The 19274-nt window shown below is 42.9% G+C and carries 19 protein-coding genes and 1 other annotated feature; of the genes, 6 read left to right on the top strand and 13 right to left on the bottom strand.

Translation table 11 applies throughout. The annotated features are described in order from the left end of the window. Positions 1 to 14: 14 nt before the first annotated feature. On the bottom strand, positions 15 to 314 hold the full coding sequence (locus tag P4361_RS06750; protein WP_053354972.1) for a DUF5658 family protein: 300 nt from the start codon (positions 312 to 314) through the stop codon (positions 15 to 17). A gap of 88 nt (positions 315 to 402) precedes the next feature. Then, on the bottom strand, positions 403 to 1029 hold the full coding sequence (locus P4361_RS06745) for a LysE family transporter (protein WP_328088702.1): 627 nt from the start codon (positions 1027 to 1029) through the stop codon (positions 403 to 405). Between the two features lie 154 nt (positions 1030 to 1183). Here P4361_RS06745 and P4361_RS06740 point away from each other — a divergent pair, with 154 nt between their 5' ends. The 3 genes from P4361_RS06740 to P4361_RS06730 all read left to right on the top strand — a co-directional run bounded on the left by P4361_RS06740 (position 1184) and on the right by P4361_RS06730 (position 2730). Continuing rightward, positions 1184 to 1447 carry a hypothetical protein gene (locus tag P4361_RS06740; protein WP_053354974.1) on the top strand — a complete coding sequence of 88 codons (264 nt, stop codon included), beginning with the start codon at positions 1184 to 1186 and terminating at the stop codon, positions 1445 to 1447. A gap of 37 nt (positions 1448 to 1484) precedes the next feature. Next, positions 1485 to 2516 carry a glycosyltransferase family 2 protein gene (locus P4361_RS06735; protein WP_328088701.1) on the top strand — a complete coding sequence of 344 codons (1032 nt, stop codon included), beginning with the start codon at positions 1485 to 1487 and terminating at the stop codon, positions 2514 to 2516. A gap of 64 nt (positions 2517 to 2580) precedes the next feature. Continuing rightward, positions 2581 to 2730, top strand: coding sequence for a hypothetical protein (locus P4361_RS06730; protein ID WP_156418799.1), 150 nt, complete (start codon positions 2581 to 2583; stop codon positions 2728 to 2730). Between the two features lie 561 nt (positions 2731 to 3291). Here the strand turns inward: P4361_RS06730 and P4361_RS06725 are convergent. From P4361_RS06725 to rpiA, 7 genes are all read right to left on the bottom strand, one after another. Beyond that, on the bottom strand, positions 3292 to 4221 hold the full coding sequence (locus tag P4361_RS06725; protein ID WP_328088791.1) for an ABC transporter permease: 930 nt from the start codon (positions 4219 to 4221) through the stop codon (positions 3292 to 3294). A 4-nt stretch (positions 4222 to 4225) separates the two neighbouring features. Further along, on the bottom strand, positions 4226 to 5152 hold the full coding sequence (locus P4361_RS06720) for an ABC transporter ATP-binding protein (protein ID WP_328088700.1): 927 nt from the start codon (positions 5150 to 5152) through the stop codon (positions 4226 to 4228). Positions 5153 to 5166: 14 nt separating this feature from the next. Further along, on the bottom strand, positions 5167 to 5856 hold the full coding sequence (locus P4361_RS06715; protein WP_328088699.1) for an ABC transporter ATP-binding protein: 690 nt from the start codon (positions 5854 to 5856) through the stop codon (positions 5167 to 5169). Beyond that, complete coding sequence (locus P4361_RS06710; protein WP_053354978.1) at positions 5849 to 6235, bottom strand: GntR family transcriptional regulator; 387 nt, start codon at positions 6233 to 6235, stop codon at positions 5849 to 5851. Before P4361_RS06710 ends, P4361_RS06715 begins: the two co-directional genes overlap by 8 nt. Positions 6236 to 6238: 3 nt before the next feature. After that, entirely contained in the window at positions 6239 to 6997 is a 759-nt protein-coding gene (locus P4361_RS06705) for a hypothetical protein (protein ID WP_256225408.1), read from the bottom strand. Positions 6998 to 7581: 584 nt separating this feature from the next. After that, entirely contained in the window at positions 7582 to 9501 is a 1920-nt protein-coding gene (thrS, locus tag P4361_RS06700; RefSeq protein ID WP_328088698.1) for a threonine--tRNA ligase, read from the bottom strand. A 53-nt stretch (positions 9502 to 9554) separates the two neighbouring features. Next, positions 9555 to 9785 (bottom strand) — a binding site (T-box leader). Between the two features lie 340 nt (positions 9786 to 10125). Continuing rightward, positions 10126 to 10800 carry a ribose-5-phosphate isomerase RpiA gene (rpiA, locus tag P4361_RS06695; protein ID WP_328088789.1) on the bottom strand — a complete coding sequence of 225 codons (675 nt, stop codon included), beginning with the start codon at positions 10798 to 10800 and terminating at the stop codon, positions 10126 to 10128. Between the two features lie 176 nt (positions 10801 to 10976). On the opposite strand from rpiA, the gene P4361_RS06690 reads away from it, so the two are divergent. After that, positions 10977 to 12800, top strand: coding sequence for an APC family permease (locus tag P4361_RS06690; RefSeq protein WP_328088697.1), 1824 nt, complete (start codon positions 10977 to 10979; stop codon positions 12798 to 12800). Between the two features lie 49 nt (positions 12801 to 12849). Here the strand turns inward: P4361_RS06690 and P4361_RS06685 are convergent, their stop codons facing one another. Both P4361_RS06685 and P4361_RS06680 read right to left on the bottom strand, forming a co-directional pair. Beyond that, positions 12850 to 15000, bottom strand: a complete 2151-nt coding sequence (locus P4361_RS06685; protein WP_328088696.1) for a DNA topoisomerase 3 — start codon at positions 14998 to 15000, stop codon at positions 12850 to 12852. A 113-nt stretch (positions 15001 to 15113) separates the two neighbouring features. After that, complete coding sequence (locus P4361_RS06680) at positions 15114 to 15653, bottom strand: DinB family protein (RefSeq protein WP_328088695.1); 540 nt, start codon at positions 15651 to 15653, stop codon at positions 15114 to 15116. Between the two features lie 159 nt (positions 15654 to 15812). Here P4361_RS06680 and P4361_RS06675 point away from each other — a divergent pair, with 159 nt between their 5' ends. Beyond that, entirely contained in the window at positions 15813 to 16361 is a 549-nt protein-coding gene (locus tag P4361_RS06675) for a GNAT family N-acetyltransferase (RefSeq protein ID WP_328088694.1), read from the top strand. A 186-nt stretch (positions 16362 to 16547) separates the two neighbouring features. Here the strand turns inward: P4361_RS06675 and P4361_RS06670 are convergent, their stop codons facing one another. Further along, on the bottom strand, positions 16548 to 16994 hold the full coding sequence (locus P4361_RS06670; protein ID WP_328088693.1) for an OsmC family protein: 447 nt from the start codon (positions 16992 to 16994) through the stop codon (positions 16548 to 16550). A 202-nt stretch (positions 16995 to 17196) separates the two neighbouring features. Here P4361_RS06670 and P4361_RS06665 point away from each other — a divergent pair, with 202 nt between their 5' ends. Continuing rightward, a complete protein-coding gene (locus tag P4361_RS06665) occupies positions 17197 to 18357 on the top strand; it encodes a SpoIIE family protein phosphatase (RefSeq protein ID WP_256225395.1) in 1161 nt (386 codons plus the stop codon). Positions 18358 to 18404: 47 nt separating this feature from the next. Here the strand turns inward: P4361_RS06665 and P4361_RS06660 are convergent, their stop codons facing one another. Next, complete coding sequence (locus P4361_RS06660; protein WP_328088788.1) at positions 18405 to 19262, bottom strand: protein-glutamate O-methyltransferase CheR; 858 nt, start codon at positions 19260 to 19262, stop codon at positions 18405 to 18407. Between the last annotated feature and the right edge of the window lie 12 nt (positions 19263 to 19274).

The raw sequence follows: 19274 nt of genomic DNA, 5'->3' as shown, positions 1-19274 counted from the left end.
GTCTGTGCGCTTCTTTATTGCATGGACAAAATCAGCAGTATGTAGATATGCCAGCCCATTATTAAAAGGTAGACAAAAAAAGCAATGTAAACAAAAAACTTTATCTTGCTGCGAAGCGGTAAAAAAGACAGAAGCAAAACAAGGAACGAAAACAAAATTTTCACCGCTATAAAGGCAAATGGATGAAAATCAAAGAGAAGCCGCATGACCGGGTTTAATTCTTCCCCGCCGTGCTTCAGAAGCCTGTAGGTCAGGAAAGCATCAGCCAGATTGAATAGTGCAAGTAAATAGCAAATCCATTTATAGAGTCTCAACTTCCTGCCACACCCATTGACTCATCTCCCTTCTCTACCATTGTATACCCAAATGATCCTCTATATTATCTTCTCAAAAAGGCACTGCCTAATTCCATAAAAATTTAAAGGCCTGATATCCGAAATAACAGCCGAAGCAGATGAGTGAAAGGCCAGATATACGTGAGATCAATTTAAGCAAGGAATCTGCCAAATACCGCCTGAAACTGCTGGCTACAAGAGCCATCGTAAAATCCCAAAGCAAAATTCCGCTGAAAATCGCCCCGCTGATCAGAAAAAGCTGCTGTTTATGATAAGTCGACGCTGTCTCTGCCAGAACAGAACCATAAATGCCAAGCCAAAAAAGAATAGTCAGAGGATTGGTCAGTGACATGAAAAAGCCTGATAAGAAACATCTCCATGTTTTTTCGCTTCCCTGCTTTTTTGAAAGAACCATCACTCCAGAACTTTGAAAGCTTTCAATGCCTGTGTAGATTAAAACAAAACACCCAAACAGCCAGAGAAAGGCTTTGATGACGGGAGCATCCAAAAAATGAACCAATCCCATATAAACAAGAGCCATGTAGATTGCATCTGCTGTCGTTGCTCCAAGTCCCACCATCCAGGCATGCCAGAAACCGCTTCGTATACCTTTATCCATCTGTGCAGCATTAATTGGTCCAATTGGAGCGGCCAACGACAATCCTAAAAGCATGTATTTAAGTAAAATCCCCACTGAAAACCTCCGCCTGTAATTTCTGTTTGTACAAGTTTATTCAGCTATCAGAACTTGTACGCCTTTTTTGTGATGGGATTTATGGCATAAACGTATAACAAAATTCTCCAAAACACATGTTAAGAATAAGAAAAATAACAGGAGGAGTCGGCTGATGGATCATCAAAACCTATACAGCAATGCTTTAGAGTGCGTAGAGAATGCAAGAAAAGCCATTGAAGAATCACAAGGAAACAACAATCCCGAAGAATTCCAGCAGGCGAAACAATTGCTGGAATATGCCCACGAAATGGTTCAGCAATCCCGACAAACGGATGGATTGACAGAGGAACAGACAAAGAGGCTTTTTCATGCCCGTGAACATCTCCGTCATTTACAAGAAACAACAAATGCCATTGAAGCCACCCGTTACGAGTAAGCGGAGAGATGAGAAATAAGGAGGTCTTTACCATAGAATGAACAGTAATCGATTGCCCGTCTTGACGATTGTGGTTCCTTGCTATAACGAAGAGGAAGTGCTCATGATCACCGCAAGGGAACTGACATCCATACTCAAAGAAATGATTTCAGAAACACTTATTTCTCCAGAAAGCAGCATGCTCTTTGTAGATGATGGAAGCAAGGACAAAACATGGGAGCTTATTACCGCTTTACATAAAACAAACCACCATGCGAACGGAATTAAACTGGCGAAGAATGCCGGTCACCAGAACGCCCTCCTTGCTGGAATGGATACGGCAAAAACCTATTCTGACTGCATTATCACAATCGATGCTGATTTGCAGGACGATGTGCAGGCGATACGGCAATTCATCCACAAGTATCGCGCAGGACATGATGTAGTTTACGGAATACGAAGGGAACGGAAAAACGACACCGCCTTCAAACGGCATACTGCTCAATGGTTTTACAGAGTTATGGAAAAGATGGGCGTCGAACTCATCTATAACCATGCCGATTACCGGCTGCTGAGCAAAAGAGCGTTAGAAGAACTTGGACGGTACCGTGAGAGAAATTTCTTCATGCGCGGGGTCGTCCCCCTTCTCGGCTTTTCTTCAGCAGAAGTTTATTATGACCGGAAAGAAAGAGCTGCAGGAGAATCGAAATATCCACTTCGGAAAATGCTCGCCTTTGCGTTCGACGGAATTACATCATTCAGCATCAAGCCAATCCGCTTCTTGACCATTTCCGGCTTCTTATTCTTAGTGTTCAGTGCAATCGCAGGGATTTTCGCTATAGTTCAGAAGTTTAACGGATACACTGTACCGGGCTGGACATCCATCATCCTGTCCATCTGGTTCATTGGCGGACTTCAGCTGATGGGAATCGGACTTGTTGGGGAATATGTTGGAAAAGTATTTAAGGAGGTCAAGCACCGGCCGCGTTATGGTATAGACAGCGGCCTTATCAGAAATACCTCACAACCCAAAAAACCCTCTGCCACACCCCTTCGTACCCGGCTGAGGTCGAGCAGAAAGCTTTCCTGACTCGCTCAATACGTGTAGCATCCACCACCGAAGGGAAAGGATAAAGAAGGGAGGTTTGATTATAATGAATAAGAAGAATAACTCAGAAAAGACACGCCTTGAAATCAACCAGGATACAGCCAATGACACCGATGGACTTAATCAGGTTCTTGAATTTATAAATGCCAAAGGAAACACTAGAAAACTAAACGATGCCGTGAAGGATGAAAAATAAGAAAGGGGCTGTCCAGAAAGNNCCGCACGCCCCGCGGAAAGCGAGCAGCCTGGAACGGAAATCAACAGCCTACAGACTTCTTGGACAGCCCCTTTCCTTTTTTAATTGGCTTTGTTAAAGCATATTGTTAATTTTCTTGGATATTGGGCATCGCATACTGATGCTTAAAAGAGACCCTCAAGTCTTTCCCCAATAATAAGGGGTGATCGCTGGCGATGATAAGAGCCGGCTGATTAGTGAAACAAATGAAACGCCTGAAAAGCGGATGTGGCTGTCCTGAAAGTCGAAAATTGACCTTCAGCAGCTCCTTTTTGGCTTGAAAATCTTCAATGAAAAGTTGATTGAAGTGGAAGGTGCGAGACTCCTGCGGGACTAGCGTGACAGGTGAGACTCCCGCAGGCGCTAGCGCCAAGAGGCTCACCGCACGCCCCGCGGAAAGCGAGCACCCTGGAACGGAAATCAACAGCTTACAGACTTCTTGGACAGCCCCTTCTGCTTTTCAATAGGAGGTTCAATCACCCCCACCAAAAATCAACAAAATGGACTAACAGAGCTTTTTAATTAAGCAGCCACGTCACGTTTCTTGAATACAATCCAGGTAAGGGCAATGAAGATGACGAAGTAAACTGCAAGTACAGTCAATGAAAAATTCAGGGTCATCCCTTTGATGAAAGGTGTGCCATCAAAATACTGCTTTAAATCCACATTAGCGAACAATATATATTTTACCCAGTCATACTTAGAAAAGAAGTTAACGATCAGAGTGCCTGAAAGTGATAAGAAGATAGAAAAACCGATCGCTAGCGAACTGTTGCGGAATACGGTGGACATCATGAAGGCAAAGGTAGCCATCATGAGCAGCATGATGCTCGCAAAGCCGTATTCTTTCCACATGTGCCAGATCATGTTTTCCTCTACGACCTTCCCGTCCGCATAACTGAGATAGGACTGAGGGCTTCCATCAAACCCGAAGAGCACTCCGCCAAGAAGCCATGATACAACAAACGTGATGAGAATCATCAACAGTGCATAAAGAAGAGTAGAAATGTATTTGGAAGCGAGTATGGTGGTTCGGCTTACAGGACGAATTAGAAGCAGCTTAATCGTCCCCCATGAAAATTCACTGGCAACCATACCGCCCGCTATTATAATGGTAAAGATTAAGATAAACTGAATCGCATCCGGGCTTTCACTAACAAATGACCATTGATTTTTCGTTTCCAGCGGTTTGATATTATGGGAGATACGATACTCGTTGATCGCGATCAAGCGCTCATTATGCTTCTTCATCATCGGCTCTTTTTTCAGCGTCTTTTCCATGGATGCATTTTCTGCTTTAAGTTCCTGCTTCCAGTTGTCTTTTACCGGTGCCGACTTTTCAGTTTTTGTGATGATTCCGCTCAGTCCGATAAAACCGATGAGCAAAGCAAGCATGATCAGATTTCCGATACGCCGGTATATTTTCAAATTTTCATTGCGGATCAATCCCATGAAGTTAGACAATCTCTTTTCCTCCCGTCACTTCCAAGAATTTATCTTCCAGCGTTTTCGTTTCTGATGAGATTCCATAGACTTTTAGTCCTTCAACCACAAGAGTGGCTGTCACCTCTGGTATCAGGTCTCTTTCCATCTCTGCCTCAATATAGCCATTGCCAAGAGATATCCGTTCAGCCTTCACATGATGGCTCACGGCATGGCGTGCCGCAGCCACTTCATCCACAAGGAATCGCACTTTTCTCGTTCTGCCGCTTTCCACGAATTCCTTCGTGCTCTGAACGCCGATCAGTTTTCCGTGCTGGATAATAGCAATCCTGTCGCACATGAGCTCCATCTCGGATAAAAGATGACTCGATACGATAACAGCAATGCCTTCTTTCTCAGCCAGTTCCCGAAGATAGTGGCGAATTTCCCTGATACCTGCTGGATCCAAACCGTTCGTCGGTTCATCTAAAATCAGAACAGATGGAGAGTGAAGCAAAGCCTGTGCAAGACCCAGTCTCTGGCGCATCCCAAGCGAGTAGGTTTTTACTTTTTCATGAATCCGATCTGTTAATCCGACCAGTTCTACCACTTGTGCAATCCTTGTCTTGCTTACCCCTTTCACCATTCGGCTATAATGGATGAGGTTTTGGTAACCCGTAAGAAACTTATACATTTCAGGGTTCTCAACAATAGCACCAATATGAGAAATCGCCTTCTTGTATTCCGTCTCAATATTTTTACCGTTTATTAAAATTTTTCCGCCGCTGAGCTTCATTAATCCAACCATCATACGAATGGTTGTCGTCTTCCCAGCCCCATTCGGTCCGAGGAAACCAAACACTTCTCCCCCATAAATATCAAACGATAATCCGTGAATGATCTCTTTCTTCCCAATCTTTTTCTTCACATCTTGCAGTTCTACCAAAGGTTTTCTGCTCATTGTCTTCTCCTCCATTACTCATATTCTTTCTTCATCCATTCCACGATGGACACATTCTGATGGATCCGGATTTCCTCTACTTCTTCCATGCGGAGTACCCTTCCATCCTTAATTAAGACGACCAGATCAAGAATAGGTTCAATCTCTTTAATCTCGTGTGTTGTAATAATGATGGTTTGAGTTTCAAAGTCTACAAAAGACAGCAGACCTTTCACAATGGAATCCCTTACCATAGGATCCAGCCCAGACAGCGGTTCATCCATGAGAATCACCGGGACTTCTCTCGCCAGTGTCACAGTGATCTTTAACCGGCCCCGGTTTCCTTTGGATAGGTTCTTCACTTTTTTGCTGCGGTCGAGCTTCATATAGTCCAGAATTTCTTCCGCCTTGCTACGGTTAAAATCACTGTATATGGACGCGTAATAATCAATCGTTTCTCCAACGGTATAAAAGGAATAATACGTATCCAGTTCTGAAAGATAGGAAACTTTTCTGCTGATATTACGGGACACTTCCTCCCCATCAACTGATACACTGCCCTTAGAAGGCCGGATTAGTCCAGAGATTAATTTCATCGTTGTTGACTTCCCGCTGCCGTTCTCCCCTACAATTCCGATGATTTTCCCCTGCGGCAATGACAGCGAAAGGTTATCCACTGCACGATGGTTTCTATATTTCTTGGTCACATTCTTAAATTCAATCACGCTGTTCACCGCTTTCTTCGGATGAGATAAACTCTTGTAAGCCTGCCATCATTTCTTCTGCTGAAAATCCCATTTCTTTCATGTCGGCAAAAAAGGATGAAATCTGTTCTTTTTTCAAATTTTGCCGAAGTTCGTTTAATACTGATTGGTTTTCCGTTACAAACGTCCCTTGACCCCTTTTTGATTCCACACTACCCATCCTTTCTAATTCACTGTAGGTTCGCTGAACAGTATTCGGGTTGACTCCCGACTGGATCGCCATCTCCCTGACTGACGGCAGCTTCTGCCCGGTTACCAGTTCTTTACGAAGAATTTGGCGGTTAATCCGGTCGGCGAGCTGCATGTATATCGGTTTGGATGCATTAAAATCGTCTGCCATGTGCTACACCTCAACTTTTCGTTCGATTAACCAGCTGGCTGCAAGAAATAGTACAATTGCCAAAAGCAGATGGTAAAAATAATAGCCAATATAAACGTGCTTAAAGACTCCATATACGAAGTCGCTATATTTAAGATTGACTTTCCCCCAGATAAATAGAGCATCAAATACTTTGGTATCTTCCCATTTTGCGAGAAGCCACGGCCCAAAGAAAAAGACTCCGAGCCCGATTACCCATCCGCTTACTTTACCGAGGTTTTTTGTGGTTACGAGATAAATCGCCCACAAAAACGTTAAACCTAGTCCAATGTAGAAAGAAATAAGCAGGATATGAATGACTAGAAAGGTGCCAATGTAAATGACATCAGACCATGCCATATCCGAATTGAATTGAAAAATGTCCATTACCATCGTTCCGGCAATAAGCGTTACAACGCTAGTAATGAATAATGAAAGTGCAAGAGCCGCGAACCCGTTTACCAGCTTTGCCAACAGCAGCTTACATACAGACATCGGGGTCTGCAGCCATATATGCAGTGTTTTTTGCTCGAGAAAGTAACTCACACATAAATATCCTGCCATATAGACTACATGCATCATCACCGCAAACGCACAAAATGCAAAAAAGGTTTCAGGCTTGCCCATCCTCCATGCTGTATACACTCCAAGTCCCAAATATAAAAACAAAGCAATTAAAGCACCGAGCACCCCGCCTTTTCCCAACCTGTATTCTTTTTTTAATTGTCCCAACCAAGGATTCATTAAACAGTCCTCCATTTCACATTGTTCGAATGAACTAGTGTACTAGTGACATAATACACTGGTATTCAAGAAAATGTCAAACCCATTTTTCGAGGTAGTTTACCGTAATATCAGTTTGGCTAGTATTATTGGGGTTTTGGACAGTAATTTTTTTCTTTTGGACAGTAAAATTCCGCTTTTGGACAGTATTTTGGGATTTCTGGACAGTATTTCTTCTGTAAGGCTTCCTGCCAAACAAAAAACCGGCTGATCTTCGTAAAAGATCGTATTTTTGAACAATAATCCTGTAAATTTGAAAATAAAAAAATGTCGTTACGATTTTTTCAGGTTAAGGGACTAGTCTGGCGCTCATACCTCAGCAAAAGATCTTGAAGAAGCCAAAATACCCCACTGAATCATCTGGCTAAGTACCACAGCATGAAAATTTACTCAAAATCCTTCATTTTTTCATAAAAAATGACCATGTTGCTTCCCAATTGAATGGTTGTCCTAAAATATCCTGATTTCGCACAGCCATTACAAAAAAAAGAGGCGCTTTCTCATCACACCCCTTTAGCATGATAAGAAACTCCTCTTCTTTATGGTTATTGTCTATTTTCAACTTTCTCCTGCAGCTGTTTGATCAGCTGTTCTACTTCTATAAAACCGGAAGATTCCTCTCCATATTTCCTGGCATTTACACCCTGGCGTTTTATCTCTTCATCTCCGACAACTAAAATAAAGGGTGTCTTCTGTAATTGTGCTTCTCTGATTTTATAGCCCAGCTTTTCTTCTCTCACATCAGCTTCTACTCTTATTCCTGCAGATTTCAATCTCTGAACCACATCCTCTGCATAGGGCTGGTGATGCAATAATGACACAGGTAGAACCCTCACCTGGATCGGTGCCAGCCATAATGGAAACGCACCTGCATAATGTTCAATCAGAATTCCTAAAAAACGGTCAATTGAACCGAGAATCGCGCGATGAATAACGACCGGACGCTGTTTTTCATTCTTTTCATCAATATAATACAGATCAAACTTTTCAGGCATCTGGAAATCCAGCTGCACTGTCGCGCACTGATGGCTTCTGTTTATGGCATCCCGGATATGAAAATCAATCTTCGGACCGTAAAATGCACCATCACCTTCATTGATCCTGTAATTCAATCCGGCTTTCTTCAGAACATTTTCAAGGGCATTCTCTGCCTTTTCCCAAAGCCTCTCATCCCCCATCGAATCCTCTGGACGAGTAGAGAGTTCAACCTCGAATTGAAATCCAAAAGTTCGGTACACCTCACCCACGACATCAAGCACTGACTCTAATTCGCTTTCAATTTGATCCGGTGCAACGAAGATATGGGCATCATCCTGGCAAAATGTTCTTACACGCAGCAGCCCGTTCAGCGCTCCGCTGAATTCATGCCGGTGCACCTGGCCGAATTCTGCGAGTCTTAAGGGAAGATCCCGGTACGACCTGCGTTTGTTTTTATAGATGAGCATATGCCCTGGACAGTTCATCGGCTTTAAGGCAAAACCAGCCTGATCCACTTGTGAGAAATACATATTTTCCTTGTAATGATCCCAATGGCCCGATTGCTCCCACAGCCGCTGATTCAGCATAAGCGGTGTCCTTACTTCTTCAAAGGAGTGGCTCATCTGAAATTCCCTCAAAAATCGTTCCAGTTCATTTCTTAACAACTGGCCCTTTGGCAGGAAAAATGGCATTCCAGGAGCCTCTTCAGAAAACATAAACAGATCAAGCTCTTTTCCGAGTTTGCGGTGATCTCGCTTTGCTGCTTCTTCAAGAAAGAGAAGATGCTCTTCGAGTTCCTTTTTTGAGGAAAAAGCAACTCCATAGATCCGCTGCAGCATTTGATTCTCCGAATCGCCCCGCCAGTAGGCTCCAGATACAGAAGTTAACTTAAATGCTTTAATAAGGCCAGTTGAAGGAAGATGCGGTCCTCGGCAAAGGTCCATAAACTCTCCCTGTTTATAAAATGTAATCTTTTCATCCTCAGGGATATCGTTGAGCAATTCCAGCTTCAAATGATCCCCTTTTCCACGCCAATATTCCACTGCCTCTCCCCGTGAAACCTCAATCCGCTCAATCTTTTTATTCTCTTTGATTATCTTGTTCATCTCGGCTTCAATGGCAGGTAGATCTTCAAGTGTGATCGAAACCGGCACATCCATGTCATAGTAAAATCCATTCTCAATGATCGGCCCCACTCCAAGTTTTACATTGTCATATAGCCGCTGAACAGCCTGAGCTAGGACATGTGCAGCGCTATGCCTCATGATGTTGATTCCCTCATCGGAATCAAGTGTTAAAATCTCTACGGCCGCGCCCCTCTCTACAGAGAAGCTCAAGTCGTAAAGGACATCGTCAATCCTTCCTGCTGCAGCCTTCTTTTTTAGACCAGGACTGATTGAAGCCGCAATTTCATCCATTGATACACCATACGGGTACTTTTTTTCGGAACCATCAGGAAATTGAATGCTGATCTGATTTTCTTTCATCTTATAACCCTCCATTTTAGTTTTTGAATAACAAAAAGCACACCCATCCCTAATCTAGGGACGAGCGTGCTTATACCCGTGGTTCCACCCTGGTTCCCGCCATAATTGCATTTGACGGCTCCATTCGCTGTAACGCAGCTCATACGGAATGGGCTAATGGAATCCAGTTTCACCCATTCAGCTCCCAGGCGGTAAATCACTCTCCTGTGTTAGGAAGTTCTCAGCTTTCCTTCCTTCTCTGTATAACCGGTTTGAGTCATTCTTGTCCTGTTCACAGCTATTTTCTATTTCGGGAAGGGAAAAAGAAAAACCCACCCATCCCCGGCAATAGGGACGAGTGCGTTTTACCCGTGGTTCCACCCAGATTCCCATCAAGAGGTTTTACAACGAATTGATGGCTCCAGTGCTTTAACGCAGCGGCTGCGGTATAGGCTAGTCTTATTTCACCGATACAGCTCATGGATGGTAAGCGATTCTCCTGCGTTGGGAAGTTCTCAGCACCCTTCCTCTCTGTGCAACCGGCCAGAATCACTCATGTTCCTTTCAAAGCTTTTCATAACGTTCAGTTTTATTAAGATAGAATATACAGTATTATCCACATTGATACAATCTTTTTTTTTAAAATTATAATTTTTTTCGATGAATGATAGCTGGGCCGCCAGCCTTTCCTACGATCAAAAGGTCAGCCATATTTAAAAACAGCCCATGTTCCACTACGCCTGTGATCCCATCGAGCCAAGAAGCGGTTTTTTCAGGATGTTTGATACTTTCCATTTTTAAATCAATCACATAATGTCCGCTGTCTGTTATAAAATAAGCATCTTCCTTTTTTCGAAAAGACGGTTGGAGCCCTTCTTTTTCAAACAGACGGAAAACCTGATGAGATCCGAATGGCAGCACCTCTACTGGCAGGGGAAATGTACCGAGTGACTCAACCCGTTTAGCGGAATCAACGATCCATATGATTTTGGAAGAGATGCTCGCTACTACTTTTTCATACAGCAGGGCGCCACCTCCTCCTTTTATCCCATTCAATTCAGCATCTACTTCATCTGCTCCATCAATGGTAAGGTCGATTTGATCGATTTCATTAATGGAGATAAGCGGTATATTAAGTGACTCTGCCAATTTTGTTGTGGAATCTGAAGTGGATACTCCCTTAATCTGAAGTCCTTCTTTTACCCGCTCCCCCAGTTTTTGAAGCATAAAATAGACAGTAGATCCTGTCCCAAGGCCAATTGTCATTCCTTCTTCTATGAAATCAGCAGCTTTTTCGCCTGCCATCTGTTTTTCGTTCATCATTGTTTTCTCCTTTAGAACTCTGGGTATCTTATTTCATACTACCCTTTTTGTTCTTCGATTACGCGAACAAGTATAAGAATAAATGTAAAATGGGTAAAATTAAAAGATTACAACTTTCTTTTTTTTCAGGGTTTCATACTTTATCATTCAAAATTAATTCTTGGCGGTGAATCATGTTAACCTCATTGAAACGATTTTTAATCGGACGTCCGTTAAAATCTAACGAGGCCGGAGAACATAAATTGAATAAGTTGAAAGCGCTGGCAATTCTTTCATCTGACGCGCTCTCCTCTGTTGCTTACGGAACTGAGCAGATTCTCTTGGTACTCGTAACATTTGGGACGGTCGCCTTCTGGTATTCCCTGCCTATCGCAATTGGAGTCCTTGTACTATTACTGGCACTTATATTATCTTACCGGCAGATTATCTTTTCCTATCCTCACGGCGGAGGAGCCTATGTCGTTTCTAAAGAAAACCTGGGAGTCAATTATGGTCTGGTTGCCGGGGGATCTTTACTCGTTGATTACATATTAACCGTAGCTGTTAGCGTATCTGCAGGAACAGACGCCATCACTTCAGCCTTTCCTGCCCTCCATGCGCATAACGTCGTGATTGCGGTAGTGCTCGTTATTCTCATTACGATTTTAAATCTTAGAGGCTTAACGGAGTCGGCGAGTATTTTGGCCTACCCGGTTTACCTCTTTGTTGTGGCCCTTATCATTATGATCGGGGTCGGTCTGTACCATATTGCAACCGGAGGTGTTCCGGTATCTGCACACACGCCTGTCGGTACACCGGTTGCTGGTCTGACGCTGTTCCTGCTTCTCAGAGCTTTCGCTTCTGGATGTTCTGCTCTTACTGGAGTTGAAGCAATCTCTAATGCTATTCCGAACTTTAAGGAGCCCCAGCCGAATAATGCTGCCAAAACGCTGATCATGATGGGATCATTATTAGCTGTTTTATTTACTGGAGTTACCTTCCTTGCTTATTGGTATGGCATCGCACCTAAAGTAGAGGAAACCGTTGTATCACAAATTGCTGCTGAAACGTTCGGCCGTAACTATATGTATTATTTTATCCAGGGAACAACCGCACTAATTCTAGTCCTTGCAGCCAATACTGGTTACTCAGCGTTCCCTCTTCTCGCTTATAACCTGGCGGCAGATAAATTCATGCCGAGAATGTACACGATGCGTGGAGACCGCCTCGGTTATTCAAATGGAATCATTACGCTCGGCATCGGTTCTATCATTCTGATTGTTGTGTTCAGAGGGCAGACTGAGAACTTGATTCCCTTATATGCCGTAGGGGTATTCATTCCATTTACCTTGTCACAAACCGGTATGATCTTAAAGTGGCTTAGAGAAAAACCAAAGGGCTGGATTTCAAAACTAACGGCCAATCTGATCGGTGCCTTGATCACACTGACCGTTCTCATCATCTTTTTTGTCACTAAATTTACTCAAGTCTGGTCCGTTCTGATCTTCTTGCCGTTAATTATCCTACTGTTCCACCGGATCCATCGCCATTATAAGGACGTCGGTGACCAGCTTCGCCTGGAATCAGAACATCCGCCTCTCGCCATCGAAGGAAATGTTATCATTGTTCCGGTTGCCGGGATGACTCGGGTGGTTGAAAACTCACTTAATTACGCTAGAACCCTCTCTGACCAGGTCATTGCCGTTTATGTAGCCTTTGACCGACAGGAGGAAAGACAATTTGAAGAGAAATGGAAGGAGTGGCAGCCGGACATCCGTCTCGTCACACTGCACTCACAATACCGGAGCATTATACAGCCGCTCACCAAATTTATCGATACTGCCCAACACAAGGCAAAAGAATCGAACTATTGGGTGACGGTGTTGATTCCGCAATTCATTACGAAAAAGAATTGGCACAACATTCTTCATAACCAGTCAAGTTTGCTCATCAGAGCTTATCTTCTGTATAAAAGAAATGTGGTTGTTACTACTGTTCCATATCGATTTAAAAAATAAGAAAAGGATGGCCAGCTTTCTGTCTAGGCATCCTTTTTTTATCAGTGTTCTACATTTTGAATTCAATTTTCCCGGTCTCTTTATTGAGGGTAAGGGCGGCCGCAAACGGTTTGCCCTGCTTGCTTTTAAACCCTTTTAACTTGGTGGTTTCGCCCTTTTCCAACAGGCGTTTCACCTGAGCTGCCGATAGCTTTTTCCGTGCGATTTTGCCGGAAATGGAAAACTTGCACCCTTCTTTATAACCGCTGCATCCATAGAAGTCATTTCGCTTAATATAGATGATTTCTTTTCCGCAATACGGACATTTACCGATGGGTTCTGCTGTTTTAGACAACGGAATATTCTCTACCTTCCAGCTTGCAGCACCGGCAATGGCATCGCTGATCACTTTTTCTGTCATTTTGCGGGTCAGCTCCATAAACTGTTTCGCATCTGCTTTTCCTCTTCCAATCTCACGGAGCCGCTGCTCCCAAACCGCAGTTGTTTCAGCAGATGTCAAAATGGATTCTTCACCGATCGCTGCAATTAATCCCTTCGCTTTTTCGGTCGCAAATACTTGGTTTTTTTCTACTCTGATGTAATCCAGCTCTTCAATTTTTTTTATGATGCTGCTTCGTGTCGCCTCAGTGCCAAGACCTTGAACTTGTTCGAGCACCTTGCTCAGCTCTTCATCCTCAATCGTTTTGCCGGCTGTTTTCATGAGGGTGACGAGACTTCCGAGCGTGTAGCGTTTAGGCGGCTGTGTTTTTCCTTCCCGGATTGCAATGTTCTCCACTCTTCCTTTGTCGGCTTCAGTTAGATCCGGAAGAAGGGTGTTTTCATCGTCCTCTTTTTTATCTTCTTTCTTTTTGTTTTCAAAAAGGACCTTGCGCCATCCTTCCTGTACGATGACTTTTCCTTTTGACATGAATTCATCCCGCTCATTTACTTTTGTAACGATTGTAGTGGTATCCATAATCGCCTTATCATAGTGGGCAGCAATCACGCTCCTCACAATCAGATCGTATATGTTCCGCTCATCTCGGCTTAACTTTACAGGATTAGCCACGTTTTCCGTTGGAATGATGGCATAGTGATCAGATACTTTCGCAGCATTTACAAAACGCGGATTCCCTATGAGAGATCGCTTGGGTGTAGGAAGCAGATGTTTATATTCCTCAAGGTCACCCAGCTGCTTCAATATGCCCGGCATCATTTTCGCCTCTTCTTCAGTGATATACGGGCTATCCGATCTTGGATAACTGACCACTTTTTTTAAATAGAGATCACTTGTAATGTTCAGTGTTCTTTCCGGGGAGTACTTATACACTTGATTCGCTTTAGCTTGGAGAGCAGAAAGATTAAACAGCATCGGCGGATGGAATTCTTTTCTCTCCTTTTTTATGCTTTCCACGGAACTAGACTGATTTTCAGTCCGCTTTTTTATGTCCTCTGCCAGATCTTTCGTTTTGAGGCGGCTGCTGTTTTTATCATGCCATTTTCCGCTGTACTTCTTTCCATTCACATCAAATGAACCGATCACTTCAAAGAAAGGTTCCGGCTTAAACTTCTCGATCTCATGTTCGCGTTTAACAACTAGCGCGACTGTCGGTGTCATGACTCTTCCTGTCGGAAATGTCTCTCTAATTCCTTTTTTCTGCATTAAAAGTGTGTAGGCTCTCGTCGTATTCAACCCGACAAGCCAGTCGGCACAGGCTCTGGAATAGGCTTCAAAAAAGACCGGGAGTGTTTCCTGGCCTTCTTTCAGGTTTTTGAATCCATCCAAGACTGCTTTTTTTGTTAATGATGAGATCCATAAGCGCTTTACCGGTTTTCTGCAGTTCATATTGAGGAGAAGAGATTTGTAGATAAGTTCTCCTTCACGACCCGCATCGGTCGCACCGATGATTTCAGTAACTCCGGGTTCAAAAGCCAGCTTTTTAATCGTTTGAAATTGATCCCATTTAGAGGGAGAAACTTTATACCTGAAACGGTCCGGCATCATCGGCAGCGTTTCAAGTTTCCATTTTTCCCATTCCGGTTTATAGTCCTTTGGCGGCACCAATTCCAGAAGATGGCCGACACACCATGTTAAATAGGCTCCTTCAGGAAAAAATTCCTGAGGAGGAATCTCATAATATCCTTTTAGTTTCTTAACCTTAGAAAAAGGCCCTGCAAGAGCTTGGGCCTGTGATGGTTTTTCAGCGATAATAAGTTTCATGGTTCACTCCTTGAAGCATACATATATTCGTCATTATGCTTCATTTAATCCATAGATTCGAACATTTGTACTCTTTTTAATTATACCATTTTATTTTCATGAATAAAATGTTCTTACAGACTCGTCTCCCCGCTCTGTGCAAAAAGGTTCTGCTCTTCATACAAATAAAAAATGTAATCGGTAGACACACCTGCCCCGTCCATCTGTCTGAGCATGGCGGTAAGATTTCCTCTATGGTAGGTTCCATGATTGACAACATGCAGAATAAAATCCTGCAGCGGCGCCTTAGCTTCCCCGAATTTCGGATGCGAAATCGTGATCACCTGAAGTGGATCTTCTATCCCGTTTAAATACAGCTTATAGCTGCTGGATACTTCCATAAATAATTTCTCAATTTCAATCAATGATACGCCTTCCAGCCTCTCATTCCATTCATTCAGCGAGTGGATCGTTTCTTCGTATGTTCTTCCAGAAATCGTCCATAGCCAGATCAGATCCGTTTTCAGCATGTGAACCAATGTATCCATCAAGCTTGGAAACACACTTTTTATTTCTTGCCTCATCCGTTCTTCTGGCAGCTTCTTTAAATGTTCAAACCATTTCTTGTTGGCCCAGAGATGATAGTCCATCCATTTTGATGCTTGATTTTCCATATATTAAATCTCCTTTTATCATGGTTTATTTTCATAGTAGTCCTTCGATATGACAATGAGATCTTCCTGCAACCCTGCACTTTCTTCTTAAAACAAGGAAAATCTCTTCGGAAAGAAGAATAATCTAAATAAGGACACTACAGCTTGGAGGAACAACTCATGGCAGAGAAACAGACACAAAAGAGAATCCGATTACGGGAATTACGAATAACCGACTGGAAGGATGTACATGCGTACGCTTCTCAGGAGATCACATGCCGCTTTCAGCCGTGGGGCCCAAATGCCGAGGAAGATACGCTGGAATTCATGGGCCAGGTTATAAAAGATACAAAGCATAATCCAAGGTCTCGCTATGCTTTTGCGATCATTGAAGAAAAAGATGAAAAACTGATCGGAGTGGCAGAACTGAACATCAGGGATTTCACTAACAAAATCGGAGAGATCGGCTATGTCATCCATCCTGATTATTGGGGCCGAGGCTATGCAACCGAGGCGGGCAGACTTCTAATCCACTTGGGTTATACCGTACTGCGTCTTCATCGAATCTATGCAACGTGCCACCCTGACAATGAAGGGTCAGCCAGAGTTCTCGAAAAATTAGGAATGACAAAAGAAGGTGTATTGAGAGAAGATCTAAAGATGGGAAGTGGATGGCGGAACTCGCTGCTCTTCAGTATTTTGGAGCATGAATGGACGGGTATGCCATAAGGTTATGGGTGTGTTCTTGAATAAAATCCTTTATCTCATACTCTCACTTGTACTGATCATACTGTTTTCAGCCTGAGAGTGAACGTCTTTATCTTTGGAGGTAAAGTGGCGGGTGGATACTGGTCACTGGATGGCTGAACAGAATAAAAAACCAGCATGAAGATTTTCACATGCTGGTTTTTTATTTTATGCTGTTGTTATGGTTGCTTCCAGCTCCACTTCGACATTTCCTTGTATGGCTCTTGTGATCATACATGAAGCTTCTGCTTTTTCAGCCAGTCTTTTGGCGAGCTGCTGATCTGCATGTGTCGCCCCAGTTTTTAAAACAATAACAGGGCGATGTATGATTTTCTTATACGTGATCACACCTTTTGTTACATCCACGACCCCAACTGAATCCATCGTAAGGCTTTCTTTATCCAGGCTGCTTCTATCCATCATGGCAGCAAGAGTAATAATATAACAGGTTGCTGCTGCACCAAGCAGCATTTCATCAGGATTGGTACCCACTCCTGGCCCATCCATTTCAGGAGGAATCGAGATTTTCATTTTCAGGTTCCCTGTTTCAATTTCACCTACATCATTTCGCAAACCAGGCCAGTTGGCTTTTAAATGAAAGGTATGTTCAGCCATATGATCAGCTCCTTATCTTGTTTTCCACTCTTATTGTAACCATCCTAGACCATTCACTCACTTAATCTGCCCTCAAAGACAAATAAAAAGTATTAATTATACCTTCTTCCCTGATTTTCAGTATAATGATAGAATAGTATCTTTTTACATATTCACAGTTTATTCTGTTAATAACAGAAAATGTTGAAGGAGAAAAGAAGACATGGCTATTCTTATGGTAGATGATAATTCCGTAAATCTATTTGTTATAGAAAAAATATTAAAAGGTGCCGGTTATGAGAATACGGTTTCGCTTTCATCCGCCAGCCAATTGTTTGATTACCTTGAAATGGGGAATCCCCACCCGAAAAAAAGTGATGTAGACTTGATTCTATTGGACATCATGATGCCCGAGATCGACGGAATTGAAGCCTGCAGACGTATTCAAGAGATTGAAAGGCTAAAAGATATTCCCATCATTTTCATCACCGCCCTTGAAGATACTAACAAACTTGCCGAAGCGCTTGATGTGGGCGGAATGGACTACATCACAAAACCGATCAATAAAGTTGAACTGCTAGCCCGTATACGGGTGGCGCTAAGGTTGAAGTATGAAAAAGACTGGCATATCGAGCAGGAAAAGAAGATCAGGGATGAGCTCGACCTTGCCATGCAGGTTCAGAGAAGTCTGTTAAATCCTCCGCTTCAGCAAGAAAATATCCAGATTAACGTCTCCCATCTTCCCTCATTTAAGCTTGCGGGTGACATGTACTACTGGCATCGCTTTAGTGAGCACCGGTATGGTGTCATCCTGCTGGATATGATGGGGCATGGGATTTCCTCCTCACTTGTATGCATGTACATTTCCTCTGTAATGAGAGATGCCATCAAGATGATTGAAGACCCGGAACTGGTAATTAAAGAGCTGAATCGCTATATGGCGCTGCTTTATAATCAAAAGAACTTCTATAATTACTATTTTACGTGCATTTATTTGGTCATTGATACAAAGAGCAAAACCGTAGAATATGTGAATGCAGGACATCCCCCTGGATTTGTACTCATTGATGGCGCTGAGCAATGCCTGCTTGAACGCGGCAGCTGTGCCGTAGGTTTCTTTGATCAATTGGAAGTGGAAAAATCAACGATCCATTTTGAAAAGGATATCCAGCTTCTTCTTTTTACTGACGGTGTTATTGAAGCGAACAAGGATGAGAATCTCTTACTCGATAAACTGCAGTTTATCGCTTCTCAAAAATGGAACCAAACCATCACGTCCCCCATTCATATGGTCATACCGGAAGAAGAGCTGGTGAACCAGCAGGACGACATGTGCATTCTAATGATTCAGGCAGCAGCCAGTAAAGTTCCTTCTGTCATTTAACATTTCAATAAAAAGCTAAAGACGGGCGATCAATTCGCCCGTCTTTTTTAATCTAGTTTTCTATATATTTTTTCAGCTGCATCAAACTCAGTATAGTATGGAGTCTTTTCGGAAAAGCGAAGAGATTCTTTGTTGCCGAGTCCAAGGAAGCCACTTGGACATAGACTCTCATAGAACAACCCTTGCACTTGATTTTGAAGTTCACTTGTAAAATAAATCAATACATTACGGCAAATAATGACATGAAACTCATTAAAGGAAGAATCGGTGACGAGATTATGCTGAGCAAAAATAATATTGCGTAAAAGGGAAGGATGGAAATAGGCAAAATGCTCATCGGCCGCATAATACTCTGAAAATGCCTCTTTTCCACCTGCCTGCATGTAGTTCTTTGTATAGGTCTGCATCTTTAGCAGAGAAAATGTTCCCTGCTTTGCCTTCTCCAGTACTTTTTCATTCATATCTGTAGCATAGATTGTGGTTTTATCGGCCAAGCCCTCTTCCTCAATCAATATCGCCATTGAATAGACTTCTTCACCCGTAGCACAGCCCGCATGCCATATACGAATCTCGGGCATTTTCCTTAACTCAGGAACCACACGTTGCCGGAAGGCCTTGAAAAATTCGGGATCACGGAACATTTCAGTTACATTGATTGAAAAATCGTTGAGCAATTTTTCGAGAAAACCCTTTTCATGGATAACTTTCTCGAGCAGTCTCGTTATCGTTGGAATTCGTTCCATACGCATTCGGTTCTGGATCCGGCGGATAATAGATGATCTCATATATTTTCTGAAATCAAAGCCGGAAAGCCGATAGATCGCTTCTAAAAGGAGATCGGCCTCCATGTTTTCCACGAATCCAATTTCAAGTTCTTCTTCACTTGCAGTAATTTGATCATTCATCATCTATGTTCG

The organism is Fictibacillus sp. B-59209, from assembly GCF_036216745.1.
Lineage (GTDB): Bacteria > Bacillota > Bacilli > Bacillales > Fictibacillaceae > Fictibacillus_C > Fictibacillus_C marinisediminis.
This window is presented reverse-complemented; position numbering and strand designations above follow the sequence as displayed.